This is a genomic window from Serratia rubidaea (assembly GCF_016026735.1).
GTDB lineage: Bacteria > Pseudomonadota > Gammaproteobacteria > Enterobacterales > Enterobacteriaceae > Serratia_B > Serratia_B rubidaea.
On the sequence record NZ_CP065640.1, the window covers coordinates 1,951,357 to 1,975,663 of the forward strand.

At 58.2% G+C, this 24,307-nt stretch carries 22 protein-coding genes and 2 tRNA genes; 21 read left to right on the forward strand and 3 right to left on the reverse strand.

What is annotated here, in order from left to right; translation table 11 throughout:
• Positions 1-36 precede the first annotated feature (36 nt).
• Entirely contained in the window at positions 37-513 is a 477-nt protein-coding gene (greA, locus tag I6G83_RS08990; RefSeq protein WP_054307474.1) for a transcription elongation factor GreA, read from the forward strand.
• Positions 514-627: 114 nt separating this feature from the next.
• Here greA and yhbY read toward each other — a convergent pair whose 3' ends face one another.
• A complete protein-coding gene (gene yhbY / locus I6G83_RS08995) occupies positions 628-921 on the reverse strand; it encodes a ribosome assembly RNA-binding protein YhbY (protein ID WP_015670606.1) in 294 nt (97 codons plus the stop codon).
• 141 nt (positions 922-1,062) lie between these two features.
• Here yhbY and rlmE point away from each other — a divergent pair, with 141 nt between their 5' ends.
• From rlmE to yedF, 19 genes are all read left to right on the forward strand, one after another.
• Positions 1,063-1,692 (forward strand): 23S rRNA (uridine(2552)-2'-O)-methyltransferase RlmE, encoded by a 630-nt coding sequence (gene rlmE / locus I6G83_RS09000; RefSeq protein ID WP_015670607.1) that lies wholly within the window; start codon positions 1,063-1,065, stop codon positions 1,690-1,692.
• 56 nt (positions 1,693-1,748) lie between these two features.
• A complete protein-coding gene (gene ftsH / locus I6G83_RS09005; protein WP_015670608.1) occupies positions 1,749-3,680 on the forward strand; it encodes an ATP-dependent zinc metalloprotease FtsH in 1,932 nt (643 codons plus the stop codon).
• A 166-nt stretch (positions 3,681-3,846) separates the two neighbouring features.
• On the forward strand, positions 3,847-4,683 hold the full coding sequence (gene folP / locus I6G83_RS09010) for a dihydropteroate synthase (protein WP_054307475.1): 837 nt from the start codon (positions 3,847-3,849) through the stop codon (positions 4,681-4,683).
• A gap of 4 nt (positions 4,684-4,687) precedes the next feature.
• Positions 4,688-6,025 carry a phosphoglucosamine mutase gene (gene glmM / locus I6G83_RS09015; protein WP_054307476.1) on the forward strand — a complete coding sequence of 446 codons (1,338 nt, stop codon included), beginning with the start codon at positions 4,688-4,690 and terminating at the stop codon, positions 6,023-6,025.
• A 237-nt stretch (positions 6,026-6,262) separates the two neighbouring features.
• Entirely contained in the window at positions 6,263-6,598 is a 336-nt protein-coding gene (gene secG / locus I6G83_RS09020) for a preprotein translocase subunit SecG (RefSeq protein WP_015670611.1), read from the forward strand.
• Between the two features lie 67 nt (positions 6,599-6,665).
• Positions 6,666-6,752: transfer RNA gene (locus tag I6G83_RS09025), tRNA-Leu, on the forward strand.
• A 60-nt stretch (positions 6,753-6,812) separates the two neighbouring features.
• Positions 6,813-6,889: transfer RNA gene (locus I6G83_RS09030), tRNA-Met, on the forward strand.
• A 218-nt stretch (positions 6,890-7,107) separates the two neighbouring features.
• A complete protein-coding gene (gene rimP / locus I6G83_RS09035; RefSeq protein WP_071823866.1) occupies positions 7,108-7,560 on the forward strand; it encodes a ribosome maturation factor RimP in 453 nt (150 codons plus the stop codon).
• Between the two features lie 21 nt (positions 7,561-7,581).
• The gene (nusA, locus tag I6G83_RS09040) at positions 7,582-9,087 is read left to right on the forward strand and encodes a transcription termination factor NusA (protein WP_054304818.1); all 1,506 of its coding nucleotides are present in this window, start codon (positions 7,582-7,584) and stop codon (positions 9,085-9,087) included.
• A gap of 23 nt (positions 9,088-9,110) precedes the next feature.
• Positions 9,111-11,798, forward strand: a complete 2,688-nt coding sequence (gene infB / locus I6G83_RS09045) for a translation initiation factor IF-2 (protein ID WP_054304819.1) — start codon at positions 9,111-9,113, stop codon at positions 11,796-11,798.
• A gap of 68 nt (positions 11,799-11,866) precedes the next feature.
• Entirely contained in the window at positions 11,867-12,277 is a 411-nt protein-coding gene (gene rbfA, locus I6G83_RS09050) for a 30S ribosome-binding factor RbfA (RefSeq protein WP_015670615.1), read from the forward strand.
• On the forward strand, positions 12,277-13,221 hold the full coding sequence (gene truB / locus I6G83_RS09055; RefSeq protein WP_054304820.1) for a tRNA pseudouridine(55) synthase TruB: 945 nt from the start codon (positions 12,277-12,279) through the stop codon (positions 13,219-13,221). The genes rbfA and truB overlap by 1 nt, the downstream gene beginning before the upstream one ends.
• Before the next feature lie 156 nt (positions 13,222-13,377).
• Positions 13,378-13,647, forward strand: coding sequence for a 30S ribosomal protein S15 (rpsO, locus tag I6G83_RS09060; protein ID WP_010279698.1), 270 nt, complete (start codon positions 13,378-13,380; stop codon positions 13,645-13,647).
• Between the two features lie 242 nt (positions 13,648-13,889).
• Positions 13,890-16,010 (forward strand): polyribonucleotide nucleotidyltransferase, encoded by a 2,121-nt coding sequence (pnp, locus tag I6G83_RS09065; RefSeq protein ID WP_015670617.1) that lies wholly within the window; start codon positions 13,890-13,892, stop codon positions 16,008-16,010.
• A 127-nt stretch (positions 16,011-16,137) separates the two neighbouring features.
• On the forward strand, positions 16,138-17,022 hold the full coding sequence (gene nlpI, locus I6G83_RS09070) for a lipoprotein NlpI (RefSeq protein WP_015670618.1): 885 nt from the start codon (positions 16,138-16,140) through the stop codon (positions 17,020-17,022).
• 124 nt (positions 17,023-17,146) lie between these two features.
• Positions 17,147-17,221, forward strand: coding sequence for a protein YrbN (yrbN, locus tag I6G83_RS23720; protein ID WP_225365687.1), 75 nt, complete (start codon positions 17,147-17,149; stop codon positions 17,219-17,221).
• Positions 17,211-19,067 carry a DEAD/DEAH family ATP-dependent RNA helicase gene (locus tag I6G83_RS09080; RefSeq protein ID WP_015670619.1) on the forward strand — a complete coding sequence of 619 codons (1,857 nt, stop codon included), beginning with the start codon at positions 17,211-17,213 and terminating at the stop codon, positions 19,065-19,067. The genes yrbN and I6G83_RS09080 overlap by 11 nt, the downstream gene beginning before the upstream one ends.
• Positions 19,068-19,198: 131 nt before the next feature.
• Positions 19,199-20,410 (forward strand): selenium metabolism membrane protein YedE/FdhT, encoded by a 1,212-nt coding sequence (gene yedE, locus I6G83_RS09085; protein ID WP_054304821.1) that lies wholly within the window; start codon positions 19,199-19,201, stop codon positions 20,408-20,410.
• Positions 20,410-20,649: a sulfurtransferase-like selenium metabolism protein YedF gene (yedF, locus tag I6G83_RS09090; RefSeq protein ID WP_054304822.1), complete on the forward strand. Its 240-nt coding sequence runs from the start codon at positions 20,410-20,412 to the stop codon at positions 20,647-20,649. The genes yedE and yedF overlap by 1 nt, the downstream gene beginning before the upstream one ends.
• A 22-nt stretch (positions 20,650-20,671) precedes the next feature.
• Here the strand turns inward: yedF and I6G83_RS09095 are convergent, their stop codons facing one another.
• A complete protein-coding gene (locus tag I6G83_RS09095; protein WP_054304823.1) occupies positions 20,672-21,538 on the reverse strand; it encodes a helix-turn-helix transcriptional regulator in 867 nt (288 codons plus the stop codon).
• Positions 21,539-21,659: 121 nt separating this feature from the next.
• On the opposite strand from I6G83_RS09095, the gene I6G83_RS09100 reads away from it, so the two are divergent.
• Positions 21,660-23,102: an MFS transporter gene (locus I6G83_RS09100; protein ID WP_054304824.1), complete on the forward strand. Its 1,443-nt coding sequence runs from the start codon at positions 21,660-21,662 to the stop codon at positions 23,100-23,102.
• A gap of 44 nt (positions 23,103-23,146) precedes the next feature.
• Here I6G83_RS09100 and I6G83_RS09105 read toward each other — a convergent pair whose 3' ends face one another.
• The gene (locus I6G83_RS09105) at positions 23,147-24,160 is read right to left on the reverse strand and encodes a luciferase-like monooxygenase (RefSeq protein ID WP_054304825.1); all 1,014 of its coding nucleotides are present in this window, start codon (positions 24,158-24,160) and stop codon (positions 23,147-23,149) included.
• Between the last annotated feature and the right edge of the window lie 147 nt (positions 24,161-24,307).

A 24,307-nucleotide genomic window follows, 5' to 3' on the forward strand; every position in this document is an offset into this window, starting at 1 on the left:
CTATTTGAACAGGAAAGATTTAGAGGTAGTGAAATTATGCAACAGATTCCGATGACCCTGTTTGGCGCAGAGAAATTGCGCGAAGAACTGGAATATTTGAAAAGCGTCCGCCGTCCGAAAATCATTGCGGACATCGCGGAAGCGCGTGAACACGGCGATCTGAAAGAAAACGCGGAGTACCATGCGGCGCGCGAGCAGCAGGGGTTCTGCGAAGGACGAATTCAGGAAATTGAAGCCAAGCTGTCGAACGCGCAGGTGATCGACGTCACCAAAATGCCGAATAACGGCCGGGTGATTTTCGGCGCGACGGTATCGGTGATGAACCTGGATACCGAAGACGAAGTGACCTACCGCATCGTGGGTGACGACGAGGCCGACTTCAAGAAAAATCTGATTTCGGTAAACTCCCCGATGGCGCGTGGTTTAATCGGTAAAGAACAAGACGACGTGGTGGTGATTAAAACGCCGGGCGGCGATGTGGAATACGAAATCCTGAAGGTGGAATACCTCTGATCGGCCGCGGTTGTTCAGAAGTTAAGCAGGGTTTTGTAAAGAAAGGAAAAAGGCCGCGTGGCGGCCTTTTATCAGGTGCAGGTGCATGGCACCTTTTCGTTAAAGTGACGACACTTAACGCGGTAGACTGATCTTGCGCTCTTCAGAAGGGCGGTAAAGAATAAGGGTATTACCGATAATCTGTACGTTGCAGGCTTTTGTTTCACGCACGATGGCGTCAGCGATCAAAGCTTTGGTTTCGCGATCTTCCGTCGCGATTTTCACTTTGATCAGCTCATGATGCGTCAGCGCCTGCTCAATTTCAGCCAGCACCCCTTCGGTGAGACCGTTATTGCCCAGCATCACGACCGGTTTTAACGGATGCGCCAGGCCTTTCAGGTGCTGTTTTTGTTTATTATTCAGATTCATTGTCTTTTTTGCTTAAGTTGGGATTGAAAACGGTACATTCTACCGCCATCTCATGGGTATCACCAAATCGGTCTTGCACCGTGATGGCAATATGAGCAGCGAACTTGGCATAAGTCTCTTTTTAGGATAGTTGGAAACTCGATGACAGGTAAAAAGCGTTCGGCCAGTTCTAGCCGCTGGCTTCAGGAACACTTTAGCGACAAATATGTGCAGCAGGCGCAGAAAAAAGGGCTGCGCTCGCGCGCCTGGTTTAAACTGGATGAAATACAGCAGAGCGACAAGCTGTTTAAACCGGGTATGACGGTGGTTGATTTGGGGGCGGCGCCAGGCGGCTGGTCGCAGTATGTCGTTACCCAGATCGGCGGTTCTGGGCGAATTATCGCCTGTGATATTTTACCGATGGATCCTATCGTCGGCGTCGATTTCCTCCAGGGAGATTTTCGTGATGAACTGGTGCTGAAGGCGCTGCTGGATCGCGTAGGTGAAAAGAAGGTTCAGGTGGTCATGTCCGATATGGCCCCGAATATGAGTGGCAACCCGGCGGTCGATATTCCAAGATCGATGTATCTGGTGGAATTAGCACTGGAAATGTGTCGTGATGTCCTCGCACCAGGCGGAAGTTTCCTGGTGAAGGTGTTCCAGGGAGATGGCTTTGACGAGTACCTACGGGAAATTCGCTCCCTGTTTACGAAGGTTAAGATTCGTAAGCCAGACGCTTCGCGCGCTCGTTCGCGTGAAGTGTACATTGTAGCGACAGGGCGCAAACTGTAGTACCCTAACGCTGTTTGTTAACACAGTTGTAATATGAGGTTAATCCCTTGAGTGACATGGCGAAAAACCTAATTCTCTGGCTGGTCATCGCAGTTGTGCTGATGTCCGTATTCCAGAGCTTTGGGCCCAGCGAGTCGAATGGCCGTAGGGTGGATTACTCTACCTTCATGTCCGAACTGACCCAGGATCAGGTTCGCGAAGCGCGAATTAACGGACGTGAGATCAACGTTACCAAGAAAGATAGTAACCGATACACGACTTATATCCCCGTCAACGATCCCAAGCTGTTGGATACGTTACTGACGAAGAATGTGAAAGTTGTCGGTGAACCGCCGGAAGAGCCGAGTTTGCTGGCTTCTATCTTTATTTCATGGTTCCCGATGCTGTTGCTGATCGGGGTCTGGATCTTCTTTATGCGGCAAATGCAGGGCGGCGGCGGTAAGGGCGCGATGTCCTTCGGCAAGAGCAAGGCCCGTATGCTGACTGAAGATCAGATCAAAACCACCTTTGCCGATGTCGCCGGCTGCGACGAAGCAAAAGAAGAAGTAAGCGAACTGGTTGAATACCTGCGCGAACCGAGCCGTTTCCAGAAGCTGGGCGGCAAGATTCCGAAAGGCGTGCTGATGGTTGGCCCGCCGGGTACCGGTAAAACGTTGCTGGCGAAAGCCATCGCCGGCGAGGCGAAAGTGCCGTTCTTTACCATCTCCGGTTCCGACTTCGTGGAAATGTTTGTCGGCGTGGGCGCGTCCCGCGTACGTGATATGTTCGAGCAGGCGAAAAAAGCCGCACCGTGCATCATCTTTATCGATGAAATCGACGCCGTCGGCCGCCAGCGTGGCGCCGGTCTGGGCGGCGGTCACGATGAACGTGAGCAGACGCTGAACCAGATGCTGGTTGAGATGGACGGCTTTGAAGGCAACGAAGGCATCATCGTCATCGCGGCGACCAACCGTCCGGACGTGCTTGACCCTGCGCTGCTGCGTCCGGGCCGTTTCGACCGCCAGGTGGTGGTTGGTCTGCCGGATGTGCGTGGTCGTGAGCAGATTCTGAAGGTGCACATGCGCCGCGTCCCGCTGGCGGCGGATATCGACGCCTCCGTGATTGCGCGCGGTACGCCGGGCTTCTCCGGTGCGGATCTGGCCAACCTGGTCAACGAAGCGGCGCTGTTTGCCGCCCGCGGCAACAAGCGTGTGGTGTCGATGGTTGAGTTCGAAAAGGCCAAAGACAAAATCATGATGGGTGCGGAACGTCGCTCCATGGTGATGACCGAAGCGCAGAAAGAGTCGACCGCGTACCACGAAGCCGGCCACGCCATTATCGGCCGTCTGGTGCCGGAGCACGATCCGGTGCACAAAGTGACGATTATTCCGCGCGGCCGTGCGCTCGGCGTGACCTTCTTCCTGCCTGAAGGCGATGCCATCAGCGCCAGCCGTCAGAAGCTGGAGAGCCAAATCTCCACCCTGTACGGCGGTCGTCTGGCGGAAGAGATTATTTACGGTGCAGAGCACGTCTCTACCGGCGCATCGAACGACATTAAAGTGGCGACCTCCATCGCCCGCAACATGGTGACCCAATGGGGCTTCTCCGAGAAGCTGGGGCCGCTGCTGTACGCGGAAGAAGAGGGCGAAGTGTTCCTGGGCCGCTCCGTGGCCAAGGCGAAACACATGTCGGACGAAACGGCGCGCATTATCGACCAGGAAGTGAAATCCCTGATCGAACGCAACTACGTGCGTGCCCGCACGCTGTTGATGGAAAACATGGACATCCTGCATTCAATGAAAGATGCCCTGATGAAGTATGAAACCATCGACGCGCCGCAGATTGACGATTTGATGAACCGCAAGGACGTCCGTCCGCCGGCAGGCTGGGACGATCCGAACAAAGGCAACAACTCCGACAACGGCGGCACCCCGAAAGCCCCGACGCCGGTTGATGAGCCGCGGACGCCGAATCCAGGCAATCCTCTGTCTGAACAGCTCGACAAGTAACATCGACTGTGTAATAACATCAAACCCCGGCATGCCGGGGTTTTTTTTCGCCCGTCATCTGCGGCGCGGCCGTATAATCGGCCACCGCCAGGCCGCCGTATCAGACGGCCCGGCCCTTTTGCCCGCCCGGCAGTGAATCAGCAACAGACAGTAAGGTGGAATCTTCATGCAATTAACCGTGCGCGACATGACTTTCGATCTCTCCCATCCTCGGGTGATGGGTATCCTCAACGTGACTCCGGATTCGTTCTCCGACGGAGGACGGCACAATTCGCTGAACGACGCCTTACTGCATGCCCACGCGCTGATTTCCGCCGGCGCCACCATGATCGACGTTGGCGGCGAGTCAACCCGTCCCGGTGCGGCGGAGGTGAGCGAGGAAGAGGAGATCGAGCGGGTGGTGCCGGTGGTGGAGGCCATCGCCCGGCGTTTTGAGGTCTTTATTTCCGTCGATACCTCCAAGCCTGGCGTAATCCGCGAGTCGGCCAGCGCCGGCGCGCACCTGATTAACGATGTGCGCTCTCTGCAGGAGCCTGGCGCGCTGGAGGCGGCGGCGGACAGCGGGCTGCCGGTATGCCTGATGCATATGCAGGGTGAGCCGCGCACCATGCAGCAGGCGCCGCATTATGACGATCTGATGGGGGAGGTGAACGCCTTTTTCCAGCAGCATATTGCACGCTGTACTGCGGCGGGCATAGCAAAACAGAAATTGTTACTCGACCCGGGCTTCGGTTTCGGTAAGAATTTAGCGCATAATTATCAGCTTCTGGCCCGACTGTCGGAATTTCATCATTTCGGCCTGCCGCTGCTGGTCGGCATGTCGCGTAAATCGATGATTGGACAACTGCTGAACGTACCGCCGGAACAGCGGACGATCGGCAGCGTCGCCTGCGCGGTGATTGCCGCGATGCAGGGCGCGCAGATTGTCAGAGTGCATGATGTTAAAGAAACCGTCGAGGCGATGCGCGTCGTCGAGGCAACACTTTCAGCTAAGGGACAGTAGAGACATGAGCGAGCGTAAATATTTTGGTACCGACGGCATTCGTGGGAAGGTCGGCGACAGCCCGATTACTCCGGATTTTGTCCTTAAGCTCGGCTGGGCTGCGGGTAAAGTGCTGGCGCGCCATGGCTCACGCAAAATCATCATCGGCAAGGACACCCGCATCTCCGGCTATATGCTGGAGTCGGCGCTGGAGGCCGGTTTGGCCGCCGCAGGCCTGTCCGCGTCCTTCACCGGCCCGATGCCGACGCCGGCAGTCGCCTACCTGACGCGCACCTTCCGCGCCGAGGCCGGCATCGTGATTTCCGCGTCGCATAACCCGTATTACGACAACGGCATCAAGTTCTTCTCCATCGACGGCGCCAAACTGCCGGATCATGTGGAAGAGGCGATTGAAGCAGAGATGGAAAAGCCGCTGACCTGCGTAGAGTCGGCCGAGCTGGGCAAAGCCAGCCGCATTATCGACGCCGCCGGGCGCTACATCGAATTTTGCAAGGGCACCTTCCCCAGCGAACTGAGCCTGAAGGGCCTGAAGATCGTCGTTGACTGCGCCAACGGGGCGACGTACCACATCGCGCCGAGCGTGCTGCGCGAGCTGGGCGCCAAGGTGATCGCCATCGGCTGCGAGCCGGACGGCATGAACATCAACGAGAAGTGCGGCGCGACCGATGTGCGCCAGCTGCAAGAGCGCGTACTGGCGGAAAAAGCCCACGTCGGCCTGGCGTTTGACGGCGACGGCGACCGGGTGATGATGGTGGATCACCTGGGCAACAAGGTGGACGGCGATCAGATCCTGTACATCATCGCGCGCGAAGGGCTGCGTCAGGGCCAGCTGCGCGGCGGTGCGGTCGGCACGCTGATGAGCAACATGGGGCTGGAGCTGGCGCTGAAGCAGCTGGGCATTCCGTTTGCCCGCGCCAAAGTCGGCGACCGCTACGTGCTGGAAAAACTGCAGGAGCTGGGCTGGCGCATCGGCGCTGAAAACTCCGGCCACGTGATCCTGCTGGATAAAACCACCACCGGCGACGGCATTGTGGCCGGCCTGCAGGTGCTGACCGCCATGGTGCGCAACAGCATGAGTTTGCACGACCTGTGCAGCGGCATGCAGCTGCTGCCGCAGGTGTTGGTGAACGTGCGTTTTGCCGGCGAGCATAACCCGCTGGAATCGGACGACGTTGTCAGCGTCACCAAAAGCGTGGAGGCCGAACTGAACGGCCGCGGTCGCGTGCTGCTGCGCAAATCCGGTACGGAACCGCTGATCCGCGTGATGGTGGAAGGCGAAGACGAAAAACAGGTGACCGAGCTGGCGAACCGCATCGCCGACGCGGTGAAATCTGCAGGTTAAAACAGGCGGTTAACGCCCAAACCGTGCGTTTGGGCGGGTAAATGGCTGCGGGTTGCTGTTTTTTTCCGCAATCGCGCCGGTGGCGGTAAATTGCCCTTGCGCGCTGTGACGCCTTTGGTTAGTATTCACACCCGCTCCAATAGGCGGTTTTACATAACGTCTGCGACTTCTGACTAGAAGCTTATGGGGCGAGAAGCATTTGGCACGCGGTGATGCCGCAAGGATACGGGTACGACTATGTACGAAGCTCTTCTGGTAATTTTCCTGCTGGTTTCGATCGGGCTTGTTGCTATGATCATGCTGCAGCAAGGTAAAGGCGCTGATATGGGAGCCTCATTCGGAGCAGGTGCATCTGGCACATTGTTCGGTTCGAGTGGTTCCGGTAACTTCATGACCCGCATGACGGCCGTGCTGGCGACGCTGTTCTTCGTCATCAGCCTGATTCTGGGCAACCTGAGCAGCAACCAGAGCAAAAAAGGCAGCGAGTGGGAAAACCTCGGTCAGCCGGTGAAAACCGAGCAGACTACCGCGCCGGCGGCACCAGCCAAGCCGAGCAGCGATATCCCGCAGTAAGCAGCAAAAAAGTTTTAAACGGTGGTTGATGTCAGGCGTCAACGGCCGTAGCAGTAAAAGAATCAGTACCGAGGTGGTGGAATTGGTAGACACGCTACCTTGAGGTGGTAGTGCCCTAACGGGCTTGTGGGTTCGAGTCCCATCCTCGGTACCAAATCCCAGAGATAACTTGCAATTTTGCGATTATCAGCGTAGTATTTGCCACGATTTCGGACGCGGGGTGGAGCAGCCTGGTAGCTCGTCGGGCTCATAACCCGAAGGTCGTCGGTTCAAATCCGGCCCCCGCAACCACTTTCCTTTGAAGTGTTTATTTTCAAATACACTATTTCGATTGAATCCGCTTTTCTCGAACAACATTTGAAAATGACACTTGTCAGAAAGTTGTACCGAAGCCGCAGCGCGGCAAACAGGGTCCAGTTGCATAAAGCCCCGATTTTTCGGGGTTTTTTGTTATTTGGCAACAGAATCACTGGGCTATTTAGCCCTTTTTTTATGTCTTGGGGGTGGGCTTGTCCACGTTAGAGCAAAAATTAACAGAGATGCTGTCGGCACCGGTAGAGGCGTTGGGCTTTGAGCTTGTAGGCATCGAATTTATTCGTGCGCGCCAATCTACGCTCCGCATCTATATTGATAGTGATGACGGCATCAATGTTGATGATTGTGCTGATGTCAGCCACCAGGTCAGCGCGGTGCTGGACGTTGAAGATCCGATCACCGTCGCTTACAACTTGGAAGTCTCCTCTCCTGGCCTTGATCGCCCGATGTTCACCGCAGAACACTACACGCGTTTCCTCGGTGAAGAAGTCAGTATGGTGCTGCGCATGGCGGTACAGAACCGTCGCAAATGGCAGGGCATCATCAAGTCCGTCGATGGCGAAATGATCACGGTTACTGTGGATGGGAAAGATGAAGTGTTCGCGCTGAGCAATATTCAGAAAGCGAATCTGGTACCCCACTTTTAAAGTTTGGATGAGGCAACTAGGATGAATAAAGAGATTCTGGCTGTTGTTGAAGCAGTTTCCAATGAGAAATCCCTTCCGCGTGAGAAGATTTTTGAAGCGTTGGAAACCGCATTAGCCACCGCAACCAAGAAAAAATACGAGCAGGAAATCGACGTTCGCGTTAGCATCGATCGCAGAACCGGCGACTTCGACACCTTCCGCCGTTGGGTTGCCGTAGACGAAGTGACCCAGCCAACGCGTGAAATCACGCTGGAAGCCGCGCAGTTTGAAGACCCGAGCATCGAGCTGGGCGGTTTTATCGAAGATCAGATCGAATCCGTGACCTTCGACCGCATCACCACCCAAACCGCGAAGCAGGTTATCGTCCAGAAGGTGCGTGAAGCCGAGCGTGCGATGGTGGTCGACGCATTCCGCGGCCACGAAGGCGAAATCATCACCGGCGTGGTGAAAAAAGTAAACCGCGACAACATCTCCCTGGATATCAAAGCCTCCGACGGCAGCGGCACCAGTGCGGAAGCCGTGATCCTGCGTGAAGACATGCTGCCGCGTGAGAACTTCCGTCCGGGCGACCGCATCCGCGGCGTACTGTATGCGGTGCGTCCTGAAGCGCGCGGCGCGCAGCTGTTCGTCAGCCGTTCCCGTCCGGAAATGCTGATTGAGCTGTTCCGCATCGAAGTGCCGGAAATCGGCGAAGAAGTGCTCGAAATTAAAGCGGCGGCCCGCGATCCGGGTTCCCGTGCGAAAATTGCCGTGAAAACCAACGACAAGCGCATCGACCCGGTCGGCGCCTGCGTGGGGATGCGCGGTGCTCGCGTTCAGGCCGTATCGAGCGAACTGGGCGGCGAGCGTATTGATATTGTGCTGTGGGACGACAATCCTGCGCAGTTCGTGATCAACGCCATGGCGCCGGCAGACGTCGCCTCTATCGTGGTGGACGAAGACAAGCACACTATGGATATTGCCGTTGAAGCCAGCAATCTGGCACAGGCGATCGGCCGTAACGGCCAAAACGTGCGTTTGGCTTCTCAGCTCAGCGGCTGGGAACTGAACGTGATGACGGCGGACGATCTGCAGGCCAAACACCAGGCCGAAGCTCATGCCGCCATTGATACCTTCACCAAGTATCTTGATATCGACGAAGAGTTCGCCACCGTACTGGTCGAAGAAGGCTTCTCAACGCTTGAAGAGTTGGCGTATGTGCCAATCAATGAGCTGCTGGAAATCGACGGTCTGGATGAAGATACGGTTGAAGCGTTGCGCGATCGCGCCAAAGCTGCATTGACCACGCTGGCACTGGCTCAGGAAGAAAGCCTGGGTGACCAGAAGCCTGCTGAAGACCTGCTCAACCTGCCAGGGCTTGAGCGCAGCATGGCCTTTAAACTGGCCGCGCGTGGGGTTTGTACGCTGGAAGATCTTGCCGAGCAGGGTGTTGACGATCTGGCTGATATTGAAGGGCTTGACGATGAGCAAGCCGGCGAGCTGATCATGGCCGCCCGTAATATCTGTTGGTTTGGCGACAACGCGTAATAACTGTAGCAGGAAGGAACAGCATGACGACAGATGTAACCGTAAAATCGCTGGCAGCAGAGATTCAGACTCCGGTTGATCGCCTGGTACAGCAGTTTGCTGATGCAGGGATCAACAAGTCTGAAACCGACTCTGTTACCCAGCAAGAGAAAGAAACCTTATTGGCGCACCTGAACCGTGAGCACGGCAGCGCGCCGGGTAAACTGACGCTGCAGCGTAAAACGCGCAGCACCTTGAATATCCCGAGCACCGGCGGTAAGAGTAAATCGGTGCAAATTGAGGTCCGCAAGAAACGCACTTATGTAAATCGCGATACGCAAGAAGCTCAACAGGCGGAAGCGGCAGAGCAGGCACAGCGTGAAGCGGAAGAGCAGGCACGGCGCGAAGCGGAAGAACTCGCCAAACGCGAAGCAGAAGCGAAGCGCGCAGCCGAAGAGCAAGCCAAACGTGAGGCCGCAGAAATTGCTAAGCGTGATGCAGCGGAAAAAGAAAAAGTGACCAATCAACAAACCGACGAAATGACCAAGCCAGCTCAGGCTGAAAAAGCGCGCCGCGAAGCCGAAGCCGCAGAACTGAAGCGTAAAGCTGAAGAAGAAGTGCGCCGCAAGGTGGAAGAAGAAGCCAAGCGCGTTGCTGAAGAAGCGCGCCGCATGGCGGAAGAAAACGGCGAGAAGTGGGCAGCCGCTGAAAAAACCTCCGAGTCTGAGACTGCTGACTACCACGTAACCACCTCCCAGCACGCGCGTGCCGCGGAAGATGAGAACGACGCCAAGGTTGAAGGCGATCGCCGCAGCCGCAGCCGCGGCGGCAAATCCGCCAAGCAGAAGAAAGGCAGCAAGCTGTCCGAATCCAAAGCGGATCGCGAAGAAGCGCGCGCCGTTACCCGTGGTGGTAAGGGCCGTCGTAAGCCAAGCACCCTGCAGCAGGGCTTCAACAAGCCGGCTCAGGTGGTTAACCGCGACGTAGTGATCGGCGAAACCATCACCGTGGCCGAACTGGCCAACAAGATGGCGGTGAAAGGCTCTCAGGTTATCAAAACCATGATGAAGCTGGGCGCGATGGCGACCATCAACCAGGTTATCGATCAGGAAACCGCACAGCTGGTTGCCGAAGAGATGGGCCACAAAGTTATCCTGCGTCGTGAGAACGAGCTGGAAGAAGCGCTGATGAGCGATCGCGACACCGGTGCAGCTGCTGCTGAACCGCGTGCGCCGGTCGTGACCATCATGGGCCACGTTGACCACGGTAAAACCTCTCTGCTGGACTACATCCGTTCCACCAAGGTGGCATCGGGCGAAGCGGGCGGCATTACCCAGCACATCGGTGCTTACCACGTTGAAACCGATAACGGCATGATCACCTTCCTGGATACCCCGGGCCACGCTGCGTTTACCTCCATGCGTGCCCGCGGTGCTCAGGCGACCGATATCGTGGTTCTGGTGGTGGCGGCGGACGACGGCGTGATGCCGCAGACCATCGAGGCTATCCAGCACGCGAAAGCGGCCAAGGTGCCACTGGTGGTGGCGGTCAACAAGATTGACAAGCCGGAAGCCGATCCTGAGCGCGTGAAGAACGAACTGTCCCAGTACGGCGTCATGCCGGAAGAGTGGGGCGGTGAAGCGCAGTTCGTCCACGTATCTGCGAAAGCGGGCACCGGCATCGATGAGCTGCTGGACGCTATCCTGCTGCAGGCTGAAGTTCTTGAACTGAAAGCGGTGCGCACCGGTATGGCGAGCGGCGTGGTCATCGAATCCTTCCTGGATAAAGGCCGCGGTCCGGTAGCGACCGTGCTGGTACAGGAAGGTACGCTGAATAAAGGCGATATCGTCCTGTGTGGCTTCGAATACGGCCGCGTGCGTGCGATGCGCGACGAGCTGGGTCGTGAAGTGACCTCAGCCGGCCCATCCATCCCGGTGGAAATTCTGGGTCTGTCCAGCGTTCCGGCGGCGGGTGATGAAGCGACCGTGGTGCGTGACGAGAAGAAAGCGCGTGAAGTGGCGCTGTACCGTCAGGGCAAATTCCGCGAAGTCAAACTGGCGCGTCAGCAGAAATCCAAACTGGAAAACATGTTCTCCAACATGACCGACGGTGAGGTTTCCGAGCTGAACATCGTGCTGAAGTCCGACGTACAGGGCTCTTGCGAAGCGATCAGCGATGCGTTGATGAAGCTGTCCACCGACGAAGTGAAGGTGAAGATTGTCGGCTCCGGCGTAGGTGGCATCACCGAAACCGACGCGACGCTGGCTGCGGCATCCAACGCCATCATCCTGGGCTTCAACGTGCGTGCCGACGCTTCTGCGCGCCGCGTGATCGAAGCAGAAAGCCTGGATCTGCGTTACTACTCCGTCATCTATAGCCTGATTGACGAAGTGAAGCAGGCGATGAGCGGCATGCTGGCACCTGAGTACAAACAGCAGATTATCGGCCTGGCCGAAGTGCGTGACGTGTTCAAATCACCGAAATTTGGCGCTATCGCCGGCTGTATGGTTACCGAAGGCAACATCAAGCGTCACAACCCAATCCGCGTCCTGCGCGACAACGTGGTTATCTATGAAGGTGAGCTGGAATCCCTGCGTCGCTTCAAAGATGACGTTAACGAAGTCCGTAACGGCATGGAATGTGGTATCGGCGTGAAGAACTACAACGACGTGCGCGTTGGCGACATGATCGAAGTCTTCGAAATCATCGAGATCCAGCGCACCATCGATTAACGGTTGCACATCTGCTTAATCTGTTCTGGGGGGCCTTTGTGCCCCCCGATTTGTCTGGAGAAAATAACATGGCAAAAGAATTCAGCCGCGGCCAGCGCGTCGCGCAAGAGATGCAGAAAGAGATTGCGATCATTCTGCAGCGTGAAATCAAAGATCCGCGCGTAGGCATGGCGACCGTTTCCGGCGTTGAAATTTCCCGCGACCTGGCGTACGCCAAAGTTTACGTTACCTTCCTCAACGTGCTGACGGAAAACCACGATCCCGATCTGGTGAACAAGGGCGTTAAGGCGTTGCAGGACGCGTCCGGCTATATCCGCACGCTGCTGGGCAAGGCGATGCGCCTGCGCGTGGTGCCGGAGCTGACCTTCGCGTACGACAACTCGCTGGTTGAAGGCATGCGTATGTCCAACCTGGTGAGCAACGTGGTGAAAAATGATGCCGAGCGTCGCTCCGCATCAGGCGATGACGAGGAGGCTTAATGAGTCGCCCTCGTCGCCGCGGCCGCGATATCCACGGCGTGCTGTTGCTGGACAAGCCGCAGGGCCTGTCCTCCAACGACGCGCTGCAAAAAGTAAAGCGTTGCTATAACGCCAACCGTGCGGGCCATACCGGCGCGCTCGACCCGCTGGCGACCGGCATGCTGCCGATCTGCCTGGGGGAAGCCACCAAGTTTTCCCAGTTCCTGCTGGATTCCGACAAGCGCTATCGGGTGATTGCCCGCCTGGGGCAGCGTACCGACACCTCGGACGCGGACGGTCAGATCGTGCAGGAACGCCCGGTGAATATCACCCAACAGCAGCTTGATGCAGCGCTGGAGACCTTCCGCGGCGATATCCAGCAGGTGCCGTCGATGTACTCCGCGCTGAAGTATCAGGGTAAAAAACTGTACGAATATGCGCGTCAGGGCATTGAAGTGCCGCGCGAAGCGCGCAGCATTACGGTCTACGAGCTGAAGTTTATCCGCTGGGAAGGTGATGAGCTGGAGCTGGAAGTTCACTGCTCCAAAGGCACCTATATCCGCACCATTACCGACGACCTGGGCGAACTGCTGGGCTGCGGCGCGCACGTGATTTATCTGCGCCGTCTGCAGGTGGCGAAGTACCCGATCGAACGGATGGTGACGCTGGAGCAGCTGAACGCGCTGCTGGAGCAGGCGCAGGCCGAAGGCATAGCGCCGGGCGAGCTGCTCGATCCGCTGCTGATGCCGATGGACAGCCCGTGCGCCGACTTCCCGGAAGTGAACCTGCTGCCGGCGGTGGCCGGCTACGTCAAGCAGGGCCAGCCGGTGCAGGCCGCCGGCGCGCCGGACTCCGGCATGGTGCGCATCACCGAAGGCGACGCGCATAAGTTTATCGGCGTCGGCGAGATTGCCGACGACGGTCGTGTGGCGCCTAAGCGTCTGGTTGTCGAGCATTTCGACTGATCGGCGAAAAACGCCTCATCTTGCGATCGTTCTGCGCTAAGAGTAGAATGACGCAGCTTGGGCCATGACTCTCGCTTGAGGGGCATGGCTCAATTATCGGGCTGCTGAATTAGAGATCGGCGCCTGCATTTTTTATCTATAATTTGGAGTATTACAATGTCTCTAAGTGTTGAAGCTAAAGCTAAAATCGTAGCTGATTTCGGTCGTGGTACTAACGACAGCGGTTCTACCGAAGTTCAGGTTGCCCTGCTGACCGCGCAGATTAACCATCTGCAAGGCCACTTCTCCGAGCACAAAAAAGATCACCACAGCCGTCGTGGTCTGCTGCGTATGGTTTCTCAGCGTCGTAAGCTGCTGGACTACCTGAAGCGTAAAGATGTAGCACGTTACACCAGCCTGATCGAGCGTCTGGGCCTGCGTCGCTAATCGAACCAGTTTCAGTGGAAAGGGGCCTATTTTGGCCCCTTTCTTCTAGGAAGCATAAGTAAATCAGGTTAATGTACTAACGAGGATCTTCCGTTACAGAGGTTCGCGCGGCTAATGAGAGACTTTATTCCGCCAGGTGAATAAGGGTTGTCATTAGTCGCGAGGATGTAGTGAGAAGGTCAGTGATTCACTGGCGCGCCGAGCCGTCGAGGTGATTGCGCGCCACATCTAAGGATAAAATTTTGCTGACACCGACTATTCGCAAATTCCAGTATGGCCAGCATACCGTCACCATCGAGACCGGTATGATGGCGCGTCAGGCGACGGCCGCCGTCATGGTAAGCATGGACGACACCGCCGTATTCGTTACCGTCGTGGGCCAGAAAAAAGCCAAACCAGGCCAGAGCTTCTTCCCGCTGACCGTTAACTATCAGGAGCGTACCTACGCCGCCGGTCGTATCCCGGGCAGCTTCTTCCGTCGTGAAGGCCGTCCGAGCGAAGGCGAAACCCTGACTTCCCGTCTGATTGACCGTCCAATCCGCCCACTGTTCCCGGACCACTTCCTGAACGAAGTGCAGGTGATCGCGACCGTGGTTTCCGTTAACCCGCAGGTTAACCCGGATATCGTGGCGATGATCGGCGCCTCCGCCGCGCTGAGCCTGTCCGGCATTCCGTTCAACGGCCCAATCGGCGCGGCGCGCGTGGGTTATGTCAATGACCAGTACGTGCTGAACCCGACCGTTGACGAGCTGAAAGAGAGCCGTCTGGACCTGGTGGTTGCCGGTACCGCCGGCGCAGTGCTGATGGTTGAATCTGAAGCCGAAGTGCTGAGCGAAGATCAGATGCTGGGCGCCGTGGTGTTCGGCCACGAGCAGCAGCAGGTGGTTATCGACAACATCAACTCACTGGTTGCCGAAGTGGGCAAACCTAAGTGGGACTGGCAGCCGACTCCGGTTAACGAAGCGCTGCAGGCGCGCGTAGCCGAGCTGGCGCAGAGCCGTCTGGGCGATGCTTACCAGATCACTGAGAAGCAGGATCGTTACGCACAGGTTGACGCCATCAAAGAAGACGTCACCGCCGCGCTGCTGGAGCAGGACGAGACGCTGGACGCCGCAGATATCCAGGACGCGCTGAGCGATCTGGAGAAAAACGTGGTGCGTAGCCGCGTACTGCGTGGCGAGCCGCGTATCGACGGCCGTGAAAAAGACATGATCCGTGGTCTGGACGTGCGCACCGGCGTACTGCCGCGTACCCACGGCTCCGCGCTGTTCACCCGTGGCGAAACGCAGGCGCTGGTTACCGCCACCCTGGGCACCGCACGCGACGCGCAGAACCTGGATGAGCTGATGGGCGAAAAGACCGACAGCTTCCTGTTCCACTACAACTTCCCTCCGTACTCCGTGGGCGAAACCGGCATGGTCGGTTCACCGAAGCGTCGTGAAATTGGTCACGGTCGCCTGGCGAAACGCGGCGTATTGGCTATGATGCCTAAACCGGAAGATTTCCCGTACACCGTTCGCGTGGTGTCCGAGATCACTGAATCCAACGGTTCTTCTTCCATGGCTTCCGTCTGTGGCGCCTCTCTGGCGCTGATGGACGCAGGCGTGCCGATCAAGGCAGCGGTTGCGGGCATCGCCATGGGTCTGGTAAAAGAAGACGACAACTTTGTGGTACTGTCAGACATTCTGGGTGACGAAGACCACCTGGGCGACATGGACTTCAAAGTGGCCGGTAGCCGTGACGGTATCACCGCGCTGCAGATGGATATTAAAATTGAAGGCATCACCCGCGAAATCATGCAGGTGGCTCTGAACCAGGCCAAGGGTGCGCGTCTGCACATTCTGGGCGTTATGGAACAGGCGATCAGCACGCCGCGCGGCGATATCTCTCAGTTCGCACCGCGTATCCATACCATGAAGATCAATCCGGACAAGATTAAGGATGTGATCGGTAAAGGCGGCTCCGTGATCCGTGCGCTGACCGAAGAGACTGGCACTACCATTGAAATCGAAGATGATGGTACAGTGAAAATCGCAGCGACCGACGGTGAGAAAGCGAAATACGCCATTCGTCGTATTGAAGAGATCACCGCTGAGATCGAAGTTGGCCGTATCTACCAGGGTAAAGTAACCCGTATCGTTGACTTCGGCGCCTTCGTGGCCATCGGCGGCGGTAAAGAAGGTCTGGTGCACATTTCTCAGATCGCTGACAAGCGCGTTGAGAAAGTGACCGACTATCTGCAGATGGGCCAGGAAGTGCCGGTTAAGGTGCTGGAAGTTGATCGCCAGGGCCGCGTGCGCCTGAGCATCAAGGAAGCCACTGCCTCTGAAGAGGCGGCTCCTGCTGCGCCTGAAGCAGAATAACTGTAACACAGTTTTGACAGTTCCCCGCCGCAGGGCGGGGGCTGTCCGTATACGCGCGGGTAGGATATCCGCGTTTTAGCAAGCGGAGGACAGGACGTTATCCAATGTTTGTCTGCGGGAGTGGGAAATGAAGCTTTTCTTACGCTGGTGTTACGTTGCGACAGCGCTCATGCTGGCAGGATGCAGCAACAATGATTGGCGTAAAGACGAAGTTTTGGCGATCCCGTTGCAGCCAACGCTGCAGCAGGAAGTGATCCTGGCGCGCATGGAACAAATTCTTGCCAGCCGGGCACTGACGGACGATGAACGCGCACAGCTTTTATATGAGCGCGGTGTGCTGTATGATAGCCTCGGGCTACGTGCACTGGCGCGCAATGATTTTTCACAAGCGCTGGCGATACGTCCTGATATGCCGGAAGTTTTCAACTACCTGGGCATTTACTTAACGCAGGCAGGCAATTTTGATGCTGCCTATGAAGCGTTTGATTCTGTACTAGAGCTTGATCCAACTTACAATTACGCGCGTTTAAACCGGGGCATCGCACTGTACTATGGCGGCCGCTTCCCGTTGGCGCAGGATGATCTGCAGGCGTTTTATCAAGACGACCCAAACGATCCCTTCCGTTCGTTATGGCTGTACCTGGTGGAAAGAGAAATCGATCCCAAGATGGCCGTCAGCGCGCTCCAGCAGCGTTATGACAAAGCGGACAGAGGGCAATGGGGATGGAATATTGTCGAATTCTACCTGGGCGATATCAGCGAAAACACGCTGATGGAACGCCTCAAGGCAGATGCAACGGATAACACTTCGCTCGCTGAGCATCTCAGTGAAACTGACTTCTATTTGGGTAAACACTACCTGAGTCTGGGGGACAAGAACTCCGCTTCGGCGTTGTTCAAACTGACGGTCGCTAACAACGTTCATAACTTTGTTGAGCACCGCTATGCATTGTTGGAATTGGCGCTTTTGGGCCAAGAACAAGACGACCTATCGGAATCGGACCAGCAATAGCTGACGAACACTTATATCAGCCGGATAGACCATGGCGTTTTGCCATCGCTATCGCCTTAACGGGTGAGGGCTTTTTTGTTCGTTTTATAATCTAATTTGAGCCGGTTCACACTTTTCAATGAAAATGACTGAAAATTTTCGCGATGAGTTATGTAGACTGGCAGCCATTATTAATGAGGCACGTGTACATGACTGTTGAGCTTGAAACCTCTTTTGCTGACCTGGGGCTGTCTGCTCCGATCATTTCTGCTCTGAACGACCTGGGCTATGTTAAGCCATCACCTATTCAGGCTGAGTGTATTCCTCACCTGTTGAACGGCCGCGATGTGCTGGGTATGGCACAAACCGGCAGCGGCAAGACTGCGGCGTTCTCGCTGCCGCTGCTGCACAATATCGACGCTTCCCTGAAGGCGCCACAAATCCTGGTGCTGGCGCCAACCCGCGAACTGGCGGTGCAGGTTGCCGAAGCGATGACCGATTTCTCCAAACATATGAACGGCGTGAACGTTGTGGCCCTGTATGGCGGCCAGCGTTACGACGTACAGCTGCGCGCCCTGCGTCAAGGCCCGCAAATCGTGGTGGGTACGCCAGGCCGTCTGCTGGACCACCTGAAACGCGGCACCCTGAACCTCTCCAACCTGAGCGGTCTGGTGCTGGATGAAGCCGACGAAATGCTGCGCATGGGCTTTATCGAAGACGTTGAAACCATCATGGCGGAAATCCCGGCTGAACATCAGACCGCGCTGTTCTCCGCCACCATGCCGGAAGCGATTCGCCGCATCACCCGCCGCTTTATGAAAGAGCCGCAGGAAGTGCGCATTCAGTCCAGCATCAACACCCGTCCGGACATCAGCCAGAGCTACTGGACGGCGTACGGCATGCGTAAAAACGAAGCGCTGGTGCGTTTCCTGGAAGCGGAAGACTTTGATGCGGCGATTATCTTCGTGCGCACCAAAAACGCCACGCTGGAAGTGGCGGAAGCGCTGGAGCGTAACGGCTACAGCAGCGCCGCGCTGAACGGCGACATGAACCAGGCGCTGCGTGAGCAGACCCTGGAGCGCCTGAAAGACGGCCGCCTGGATATTCTGATCGCCACCGACGTGGCGGCGCGTGGTCTGGACGTTGAGCGTATCAGCCTGGTGGTTAACTACGATATCCCGATGGACGCAGAATCTTACGTTCACCGTATCGGTCGTACCGGCCGCGCCGGTCGCGCCGGTCGCGCGCTGCTGTTCGTGGAAAACCGCGAACGCCGCCTGCTGCGCAACATCGAGCGCACCATGAAGCTGACCATTCCGGAAGTAGAACTGCCGAACGCAGAACTGCTGGGCAAACGCCGTCTGGAAAAATTCGCCGCTAAAGTTCAGCAGCAGCTGGAAAGCAGCGATCTGGATATGTACCGTGCACTGCTGGCTAAACTGCAGCCGGAAGAAGAGCTGGACATGGAAACGCTGGCCGCCGCGCTGCTGAAAATGGCGCAGGGCGAACGCCCGCTGATCCTGCCGCCGGATCCGGTCTTCAAGCCGCGTAAACCACGTGAGTTCAACGATCGTGACGACCGCCGCGGCGACCGTCGTGACGGCGACCGTCCGCGTCGTGAACGTCGTGACGTTGGTGAAATGCAGCTGTACCGCATTGAAGTGGGCCGTGATGACGGTGTTGAAGTGCGTCATATCGTGGGCGCTATCGCCAACGAAGGCGACATCAGCAGCCGTTACATCGGTAACATCAAGCTGTTTGGCTCCCACTCCACCATCGAGCTGCCAAAAGGCATGCCGGGCGAGATCCTGAATCACTTCACTCGCACCCGCATTCTGAACAAGCCGATGAACATGCAGCTGCTGGGCGATGCACAGCCGCACGAGCGCCGCGAACGTCGCGACGGCGGCAACCGTCGTCCGTTCAACGGTGAGCGCCGTGAAGGCGGCCCACGTCGTTCTTTCGGTGAACGTCGTGAAGGCGGCAACGCAGCCGGCAACGGCGAGCGTCGTGGCGGCAACGCCAGCCGCGAGCGCGCACCACGTCGTCGTTTCGGCGATGCATAAGTAAGGATTAGCCAATCCATGACCAAACCAGCCTGCGGGCTGGTTTTTTTATGCCTGCAATCTGCCTTTCCGCGCCGGATGGCGTATCATTTACAAGGTTTTTCTTAATGATTTAACGGACAGGGGATGCCGTGAACTGGCAACAATTTAAAACTGACTATCTAGTGCGTTTCTGGGCGCCGCTGCCGGCGGTGATCGCCGCCGGTCTGCTGGCCACTTATTACTTTGGCCTGACCGGTACCTTCTGGGCGGTCACCGGGGAATTTACCCGCTGGGGCGGCCACGTTCTGCAATGGCTGGGGCTGCATCCCGAACAGTGGGCGTATTTCAAAGTGATTGGCCTGGAAGGCACGCCGCTGACGCGCATCGACGGCCGGATGATTATCGGCATGTTCGCCGGCTGCATTGCCGCCGCGCTGTGGGCCAACAACATCAAGCTGCGCCGGCCGCAGCACCGCATTCGCATTGTGCAGGCGCTGCTGGGCGGCATTATCGCCGGTTTCGGCGCGCGCCTGGCGATGGGCTGCAACCTGGCGGCATTTTTTACCGGTATTCCGCAGTTTTCGCTGCACGCCTGGCTGTTTGCGCTGGCGACCGCCGTCGGCTCTTACTTTGGCGCCAAATTTACCCTGCTGCCGCTGTTCCGCGTGCCGGTAAAACTGCAGAAAGTGCAGGCCGCCGCGCCGCTGACCCAGCTGCCGCAGCAGGCGCGCCGCCGTTTCCGTCTGGGGATGGTTATCTTCCTGTTGATGACGGCCTGGTCGCTGTGGACGCTGTTTGATGCGCCGAAGCTGGGCATCGCCATGCTGTTCGGCATCGCCTTCGGCCTGCTGATCGAACGGGCGCAGATTTGCTTCACCTCGGCGTTTCGCGATCTGTGGATCACCGGCCGTACCCATATGGCGCGGGCGATTATTTTAGGCATGGCGGTCAGCGCCATCGGCATCTTCAGCTATGTGCAGCTGGGCGTGGCGCCCAAAATCATGTGGGCCGGGCCGAACGCGCTGATTGGCGGCCTGCTGTTCGGCTTCGGCATCGTGCTGGCCGGCGGCTGCGAGACCGGCTGGATGTACCGCGCGGTGGAAGGGCAGGTGCACTACTGGTGGGTCGGGCTGGGCAATATCATCGGCGCGACGCTGCTGGCCTACTACTGGGATGCGCTGGCGCCGTCGCTGGCCACCGACTATGACAAGGTCAACCTGCTGGAGGTATTCGGTCCGACGGGCGGGCTGCTGGTGACTTACCTGCTGTTGGCGTTGGCGTTGGTCGCCATGCTGTGGTGGGAGAAACGCTTTTTCCGCGCCAAGGCGCGGGCAGAACAGGTTAGTGCGAGGAGTATGTGATGATGCAACAAACGATAGTGCCGGATTACCGTCTGGATATGCTGGGTGAGCCGTGCCCGTACCCGGCGGTGGCGACGCTGGAAGCGATGCCACAGCTGAAAGCCGGCGAAATCCTGGAGGTGATCAGCGATTGCCCGCAGTCGATCAATAACATCCCGCTCGATGCGCGCAACCACGGCTACACGGTGCTGGATATCCAGCAGGACGGGCCGACCATCCGCTACCTGATCCAGCGTTAACCGCGCGGGCCTGTGCCCGCCGTTACTCCGCGCCGCCGGTCAGCAGTTGCAGGCGGCGCTCGCTCTGCTCATCCGCCGGTATATACACCAGCATCCGGTCGCCGTTGCGCGGCGCCGACCACCAGTTATTCTGCCGCAGACTCATTTCCCCGACCTGCGGGTGGAGGAAGCGTTTGACGTTGTTATCGATGCTGCGTACCTCATGCCGCTCCCACAGCGCGCGAAAATCCTCCGAGACCGACAGATAGCGGGCTAGCTGCTGCTCCCAGACCGGATCGCCCAGATGTTCCGCCATCTGCGCGCGGAACAGCGCCACCATTTTCGGCATGATATCGTCCCAGTCCAGCTGGCTGGCGCGCCACTGCTCGTGGGTGAACGCCAGATAGATACAGTTACGATCCTCCGGCGGCAGCGTAGCCAGATCGACGCCCATCAGCAGACAGTAGGCGCGGTTAAAGCCGAGAATATCAAAACGTGCGTTAGAGATGATCGCCGGCAGCGGATCGAGCTGATCCAGCAGCCGCTGCCCGTAGGGCGACAGCTTTTCACAGCCGTCGTGGCGGGCGCCGGCCGGCAGACTTTGCCCCGCCAGTCTGAACAGGTGGTGGGTTTCCGCCTCGTTGCACTGCAGCGCGTGGGCGATGGCGCTCAGCGTTTTCGCCGAGGCCTGGATCGCCCGGCCCTGTTCCAGCCAGGTGTACCAGGTAATGCCGACGTCGGCCAGCTGCGCCACTTCCTCCCGGCGCAGGCCGGGCGTGCGGCGCTGGCGCATACGCGGCAGGCCCAGCCGGTTCGGGTCCAGGCTTTCGCGGCGCGCGCGCAAAAAGGCGCCCAGCTGCTTGCGGTTATCTGCCTGTCCGGCGTCGAACGGGGATATGGTTTCAGACATAAATAGTTTCCCTGCGCAATAAGACCGGTAGTTTTTATACCATGATAATCAAGAACTGGTACCCGTTTAATTTAATGGTGATGCTAGTCACATTCCTGGTTTGATACAAGGGTAGGACACGATGAGCACACCATCATCCGCGGCCGGTCTGGGCCGTGCGGGATTGATAATTTTATTGGCGGGGCAGCTGTTGCCGATGATCGACTTTTCCATCGTCAACGTCGGGCTGGACGCGATGGCGCAGTCGCTGCACGCCAGTCCGACGCAGCTGGAGCTGATCGTCGCGGTTTACGGCGTGGCGTTTGCCGTTTGTCTGGCGATGGGCAGCCGCATGGGGGATAACCTGGGGCGCAGACGTCTGTTTTTATGGGGCGTGCGGCTGTTCGCCGTGGCCTCGCTGATGTGCGGCCTGGCGAACTCGGTCTGGCTGCTGCTGGTGGCGCGTACGCTGCAGGGCGTCGGCGCGGCGATGATTGTGCCGCAGATTATGGCGACCATTCACGTTTGCCTGCGCGGACGCGAGCACGCCCGGGCGATGGCCCTGTACGGCGGCATCGGCGGGCTGGCGTTTATCATCGGCCAGGTGCTGGGCGGGTTGCTGATTTCACTGAATATCGCCGGCTACGGCTGGCGCAGCGTCTTTTTGATCAATATTCCGCTGTGCGCGCTGGTGCTGGCCTGCGCCCATCGCTGGGTGCCGGACACGCGCGCGGAGCGGCCGGTCAGTATCGACTGGCCCGGCACTTTACTGCTGGCGCTGACCATCGTCTGCCTGCTGTTTCCGCTGGCGCTGGGGCCGGTGTGGCACTGGCCGTGGCCGTGTCTGGCGTTGCTGGCGCTTAGCGGGCCGCTGTTGCTGCAGCTGTGGCGCGTGGAGCTGCGGCAGGAACGGCGCAATAACTTCCCGCTGCTGCCGCCGGCGCTGCTGCGGCTGGCGAGCGTCAGATTCGGGCTGACCATCGCTATTTTGTTTTTCTCCTGCTGGAGCGGCTTTATGTTTGTGATGGCGCTGACGCTGCAGGCGGGCGCGCAGCTGAACGCCTTCCAGTCGGGCAATGCGTTTATTGCGCTCGGGGTGGCCTATTTTATCTCCTCACTGCTGAGCAGCACGGTGATCGAGCATATCGGCAAGGTGCGCGCGCTGCTGCTTGGCTGCCTGATCCAGATCGGCGGGCTGTTGGCGCTGATGCTGACCATGCTGCTGGTGTGGCCGCAGCCGGGCATTCTCAATTTGATCCCGGCGACGCTGCTGATTGGCGCCGGTCAGGCGCTGATCGTCAGCGGCTTCTTCCGTATTGGTCTGGCGGACGTGCCGGTCGAGCATGCCGGTTCCGGCAGCGCCCTGCTGGCGACGGTGCAACAGACGTCGCTGGGGCTGGGGCCGATTCTGTTGGGGACGGTGCTGGTGCAGGTGCTGCACGTGTCGCCGGGCGACTACCTGCATGCTTTGCTGGCGGCATTGGCGCTGGAACTGCTGCTGATGTTGGCGCTGCTGCTGCGCACCGGGCTGGCGTTGCGCGCCGATCGGCGGTTGGCGGCGGCCGGGCAGCCTTCACGCAGCTGAAACAAGGGCGGGGGAAGGACTCCCCCGCCCGCGGCGCGCGGCGTTTAGCCGCGCGTTAACCCATCCTTCACCTGCGCGACGATCTCAAACGAACGCAGCCGCGCCTGATGGTCAAAGATCTGGCCGTTAACCATGATTTCATCGGCCTCGGTTTCCTGCAGCAGCGCCTGCAGCCCTTCGCGCACGCTATTTTCATCACCGACGATCGACATCCGCAGCGCCTGTTCGACGCCATACTGCTCGCCGGCGCTCCACAGCGCGTGAATATTGTCTACCGGCGGCGGCAGCGGCCCCGGTTCGCCGCGGCGCAGGTTGATAAACTGCTGCTGCATGGAGCTGAACAGGAAGCGCGCATCGCGCTCGCTGTCGGCGGCAATCACGTTGACGCACACCATCGCATGCGGCTGCGGCCAGCGTTCGGAAGGCTGATAGTTTTCCCGGTACAGTCTCAGCGCCTGGAACAGCATATCCGGCGCGAAGTGGGAGGCGAAGGCGAACGGCAGGCCCAACTTGGCGGCCAGCTGCGCGCTGTACAGGCTGGAGCCCAGCAGCCAAATCGGCACGTGCAGCCCTTGCCCCGGCACCGCCTGTACCGGCTGTCCGGGCTGCGTCTCGGCAAAGTAGTGCTGCAGCTCCTGCACGTCGCGCGGGAAGTTATCCACCTCGCTGGACAGGTGGCGGCGCAGCGCCATCATGGTGCGCTGGTCGGTGCCGGGCGCGCGGCCCAGCCCCAGATCGATACGGCCGGGGTACAGCGACTCCAGCGTGCCGAACTGTTCGGCGATCACCAGCGGGGCATGGTTGGGCAGCATCACGCCGCCAGAGCCCAGGCGAATAGTGTCGGTGCCGGCGGCCAGATAGCCGAGCAGCACCGAGGTCGCCGCGCTGCCGATACCGGTCATATTGTGATGTTCCGCCAACCAATAGCGTTGGAACCCCCACTTTTCAGCATGTTGTGCTAAATCTAAAGAGCAGTGAAACGCGTCGCGCGCCTTTGCTCCCTGAGGAATGGGGGAGAGATCCAGTACCGAAAGCGGGACCGATGCGTGTTGTGTCATATCATTCGTCCATTGTTGCAAGTTTCATCGCTTAAAGGGCGAGTGCAGGGATCTGCAATTTCACGTTAAAAGCATAATGCAAATTGCGGTTATAAAAGAGGATATACGTGCTTGTGATATCCTTGTCGCAAATACGGCCTTTTGGGA

Coding starts and splice junctions, on each gene's coding strand:
- greA (WP_054307474.1), top strand. CDS start 37: ATGCAACAGATTCCGATGACCCTGTTTGGCGCAGAGAAATTGCGCGAA.
- yhbY (WP_015670606.1), bottom strand. CDS start 921: ATGAATCTGAATAATAAACAAAAACAGCACCTGAAAGGCCTGGCGCAT.
- rlmE (WP_015670607.1), top strand. CDS start 1,063: ATGACAGGTAAAAAGCGTTCGGCCAGTTCTAGCCGCTGGCTTCAGGAA.
- ftsH (WP_015670608.1), top strand. CDS start 1,749: ATGGCGAAAAACCTAATTCTCTGGCTGGTCATCGCAGTTGTGCTGATG.
- folP (WP_054307475.1), top strand. CDS start 3,847: ATGCAATTAACCGTGCGCGACATGACTTTCGATCTCTCCCATCCTCGG.
- glmM (WP_054307476.1), top strand. CDS start 4,688: ATGAGCGAGCGTAAATATTTTGGTACCGACGGCATTCGTGGGAAGGTC.
- secG (WP_015670611.1), top strand. CDS start 6,263: ATGTACGAAGCTCTTCTGGTAATTTTCCTGCTGGTTTCGATCGGGCTT.
- nusA (WP_054304818.1), top strand. CDS start 7,582: ATGAATAAAGAGATTCTGGCTGTTGTTGAAGCAGTTTCCAATGAGAAA.
- infB (WP_054304819.1), top strand. CDS start 9,111: ATGACGACAGATGTAACCGTAAAATCGCTGGCAGCAGAGATTCAGACT.
- rbfA (WP_015670615.1), top strand. CDS start 11,867: ATGGCAAAAGAATTCAGCCGCGGCCAGCGCGTCGCGCAAGAGATGCAG.
- truB (WP_054304820.1), top strand. CDS start 12,277: ATGAGTCGCCCTCGTCGCCGCGGCCGCGATATCCACGGCGTGCTGTTG.
- rpsO (WP_010279698.1), top strand. CDS start 13,378: ATGTCTCTAAGTGTTGAAGCTAAAGCTAAAATCGTAGCTGATTTCGGT.
- nlpI (WP_015670618.1), top strand. CDS start 16,138: ATGAAGCTTTTCTTACGCTGGTGTTACGTTGCGACAGCGCTCATGCTG.
- I6G83_RS09080 (WP_015670619.1), top strand. CDS start 17,211: ATGACTGTTGAGCTTGAAACCTCTTTTGCTGACCTGGGGCTGTCTGCT.
- yedF (WP_054304822.1), top strand. CDS start 20,410: ATGATGCAACAAACGATAGTGCCGGATTACCGTCTGGATATGCTGGGT.
- I6G83_RS09095 (WP_054304823.1), bottom strand. CDS start 21,538: ATGTCTGAAACCATATCCCCGTTCGACGCCGGACAGGCAGATAACCGC.
- I6G83_RS09100 (WP_054304824.1), top strand. CDS start 21,660: ATGAGCACACCATCATCCGCGGCCGGTCTGGGCCGTGCGGGATTGATA.
- I6G83_RS09105 (WP_054304825.1), bottom strand. CDS start 24,160: ATGACACAACACGCATCGGTCCCGCTTTCGGTACTGGATCTCTCCCCC.